This window comes from Pseudomonas brassicae (assembly GCF_010671725.1).
Classification (GTDB): Bacteria; Pseudomonadota; Gammaproteobacteria; order Pseudomonadales; family Pseudomonadaceae; genus Aquipseudomonas; species Aquipseudomonas brassicae.
On sequence record NZ_JAAHBU010000295.1, the window covers coordinates 1 to 3,440 of the forward strand.

A 3,440-nucleotide genomic window follows, 5' to 3' on the forward strand; every position below is an offset into this window, starting at 1 on the left:
CACAGGGTTTTGTGAGCGCCGCAAATCCCTGTGGGAGCTGGCTTGCCAGCGAAGAAACCGCTACAGAACGTCAGTGCACCGACGGGGTAGGCGGCGGCAAATGGCTCAAGCGTTCCGTCAAGCGCAAGCGCTGGATCGGATCCTCGGTCAGCATCAGCGCGTGCTCCAGGTCAAAACGCTCTGCCTGCGGGCAATCCAGCCGCTGATACAGCGTCGCCCGCGCCAGGTAGTCGCTGGCACTGGCCGGCCCCAGCAGCAACACCCGCTCCGCATCCTTCAGCGCTTCCAGGTCATCGTCATTGCTGGCGTGCAACTGACGCAGGTTGCGTGACAGCCGTTGCAGCATCTGCTGGCCGCTGGCTGTGACCAGGTGCTCGGCACTCAGGGCGATCTGCGGGCCGAACTGGCGCCCCAGCAACTCGCGGCAATCGGCCGGGTACAGGCGTCGCCCGCCACACGGGTCGAGCAGATGATCAGCGCCCGGCACCCGCAACAGAAAATGCCCCGGAAAATTCACCCCCTCCAGCGGGATCGACAAGCCCCGCGCCAGCTCCAGCGTCAGCAATGCCAGCGCCAGCGGTTGCCCGCGACGACGTTGCAGCACTTTGTCGAGCAGCGCCGCCTGCGGGCGCAACGGATGATATTCGTCCTGCTGAAACCCCAGCGCATTGAGCGCGCGCAACAACGGTTGGGCCAACTCGCTCACCGGCAGCATCGGCAGGCTCTGGCTGACCTGCTGCTGCAACGCCAGTAACTCGCCCATCACCTGCGGCGGTTGTACGCTGGCATCGTGTTCGGCAGCGATCCACAGCGCCGCCTCGAACAGGGCGACGGGGGTACGTTCCAGGCAGGCCAGGCAGGCTTGGCGTGGGGTCATGGCAATCTCCGCTCAAGCTAATGTTGTAGCGCTGGCGTGCGCTTTCGTCCAGTGCGCGTAACGACCGCTGCGCCGACGCCTATACTGGGGTCAGCACTGTCTCCCGAGGGCCGGGCAATGTTCGCTCTCATGCAAAGTACACGTACGCAATCACTGCACCTGTGCATCGACTCGGCCACCGGGTTGAAGGCGGTCATCGCGATCCACAACGAACGCCTGGGCCCCGCCCTGGGGGGCTGCCGCTACCTGGCCTACCCCGACGACGACAGTGCCATGAGCGACGCCATCCGCCTGGCCCAGGGCATGACCTACAAGGCGGCGCTGGCCGGCTTGCCGTTGGGCGGTGGCAAGGCCGTGATCATCCGCAACCCGCATGTGGAAAACCGTGCGGCGCTGTTCGAGGCGTTCGGGCGTTTTGTCGACAGCCTGGAGGGGCGCTACATCACTGCCATCGACAGCGGCACCTCGACCCTGGACATGGACTGCATCGCCCAGAGCACCCAGCATGTCACCAGCACCACCGCTGCCGGCGACCCATCGCCGCATTCGGCGATGGGCGTGTTTGCGGGCATTCGCGCCACGGCGATGGCACGGCTGGGGACGGACAATCTGGAAGGGTTGCGGGTGGCCGTGCAGGGCCTGGGCAATGTCGGCTATGCGCTGGCTGAGCAACTGCATGCGGCAGGCGCGGTGTTGCTGGTGAGTGACCATGACCCGGGGCGGGTACAACTGGCCATGGAACAGTTCAATGCACACCCGGTGGCCAGTGAAGCGCTGATCAGTACCCCGTGTGACATTTTTGCCCCGTGCGGGCTGGGCGCGGTGCTCAACAGCCAGAGCGTGATGCAGCTGCGCTGCGCGGCCGTGGCGGGTTCTGCCAACAACCAGCTGACCCACCTGCAGGTGGCCGACCAGCTGGAGCACCGCGGCATCTGTATGCCCCGGACTACGTCATCAACTCGGGCGGGCTGATCTACGTGGCGCTGACCCACCAGGGCCATGACCTGGGTACCATCACCGCGCACCTGTCGCGTATCCCCACGCGGCTGACCGAAGTCTTTGCGCATGCCCAGGCTGAAAAAACCTCACCTGCCCGGGTCGCCGAAATGCTCGCCGAGCAATTGGTGTACAGCGCCTGAGGTTTACTCGGCCGGGGTGTCGACCAGCAGTTCCGACAGCGCATCGGGCTGGCTCTTGAAGGCCTTGGCAAACACATCGCGGTTCTTCGCCATGTAGATACCCGCTTCCTCTACCTGCTGTTCGCTCAGCGACGGTACGGCTTTTTGCAGCACCTCGGCCAGCAGCTCGGCCAGCTCCAGCATTTTGTCGTGACGGTCTGCTTCAGCTTTATCCATGAACAAGCGCTCCAGATCGCGGCTGCTGCGGTATACCACTTCGACGGCCATTCATCACCTCACATGCCTTTCGATAATTGATGTGTACGAGTACTGTGTTTTTATACAGGTAAAAGCATAAGGCAAACCAGCGCCTTTGGGTAGTGGCATTTTTATAGCTCAGTTTGATTGCATGCCGCGGGCCGGTTTGGTGCCTTGCGGCAATCGGTCGCCTTCTCAAGCAGGGCCTGTGGCCTTTTTACTGCATGCAGGCAAAGCGTCACTTGCGTGGCGCATCCTCCTCCCGTCGTTTCCAAGGAAATTCGCATCGTGAACATCAAATGGGCTGAAAAAGTGCGCAAGGGTCTGCATGGCTCGGCAGATTCGCTGGGTAATCTTTGCGTTGAGGCCTTTCATTACCTGGCGTTGTTCGGCATCGGCGGGATCACGGCCTATGCGGCGGTGTCGGCGTTCATGGAGATGCTCGGCAAGGGCGGAGTCAGCGTCGATGACATCCTGCTGCTGTTCATCTACCTGGAGCTGGGGGCGATGGTGGGGATCTACTTCAAGACCAACCACATGCCGATCCGCTTCCTGCTGTATGTGGCGATCACCGCGCTCACGCGCCTGCTGATCGGCGACGTGTCGCACCACAAGGCGCCCGACGTGGGCCTGTTGTATGTGTGCGGCGGCATCCTGCTGCTGTCGTTCTCGATCCTGGTGGTGCGCTACGCCTCGTCGCGCTACCCGTCCACCAAGGCCATCGATGCCAGTGGCAAGGAGATCGAAGAGGGCAAGTAGCCCAGGCTCACAGGCCCGCGCGACGCTCGCTGGCAGCGCGCTGGCCAGGGCTGCGTGCACTGTCTTTGGTCATCGCCGCCAGAATGTCCATGGCGCTGTGGCCCTGCTCGATGGCGATGCCGAAGCGAATGCTCTCGATCAGATGGCCAAGGCGCTTGGGGTCGTTGCGCTGGGCTGGGCTGATCAGCCGCTTGGCGACCACGCCAGCGGCGTCGGAAAGGGTCAGCATGATGCTGCCGTCGAGCCGCTCGATGCTCAGGTTGACCCGGTACAGGTCGGCGAATGCTGCGTTGATCTGCTGGAACGGGTTGGTCATGGTGAGGTACCTGGCAAACACATGCACTGATTGACCGGGCCATGGCCGGGTAAGTTCAGGCAGCGTTGCAAGGCATGTGCCGGGCGGCAATGAAAAAGGCGAGCCATGGCTC

Annotated in this window: 4 protein-coding genes and 1 pseudogene; 2 read left to right on the top strand and 3 right to left on the bottom strand. The window is 63.0% G+C overall.

All coding sequences use genetic code 11. The features are described 5' to 3' along the window. Nucleotides 1-70: 70 nt before the first annotated feature. A complete protein-coding gene (locus G3436_RS19225; RefSeq protein WP_163948162.1) occupies nt 71-877 on the bottom strand; it encodes a SirB1 family protein in 807 nt (268 codons plus the stop codon). Nucleotides 878-994: 117 nt separating this feature from the next. Here G3436_RS19225 and G3436_RS19230 point away from each other — a divergent pair. After that, nucleotides 995-2,016: pseudogene (locus tag G3436_RS19230) on the top strand (Leu/Phe/Val dehydrogenase). A 3-nt stretch (nt 2,017-2,019) separates the two neighbouring features. Here G3436_RS19230 and G3436_RS19235 read toward each other — a convergent pair. Continuing rightward, entirely contained in the window at nt 2,020-2,283 is a 264-nt protein-coding gene (locus G3436_RS19235) for a YebG family protein (RefSeq protein WP_163948164.1), read from the bottom strand. Nucleotides 2,284-2,541: 258 nt separating this feature from the next. Between G3436_RS19235 and G3436_RS19240 the strand changes: the two genes are divergently transcribed. Next, nucleotides 2,542-3,012 carry a phosphate-starvation-inducible PsiE family protein gene (locus tag G3436_RS19240; RefSeq protein ID WP_163948168.1) on the top strand — a complete coding sequence of 157 codons (471 nt, stop codon included), beginning with the start codon at nt 2,542-2,544 and terminating at the stop codon, nt 3,010-3,012. A gap of 7 nt (nt 3,013-3,019) precedes the next feature. On the opposite strand, the gene G3436_RS19245 is transcribed toward G3436_RS19240, so the two are convergent. Continuing rightward, a complete protein-coding gene (locus G3436_RS19245; RefSeq protein WP_163948171.1) occupies nt 3,020-3,328 on the bottom strand; it encodes a DUF3509 domain-containing protein in 309 nt (102 codons plus the stop codon). Nucleotides 3,329-3,440 lie beyond the last annotated feature (112 nt).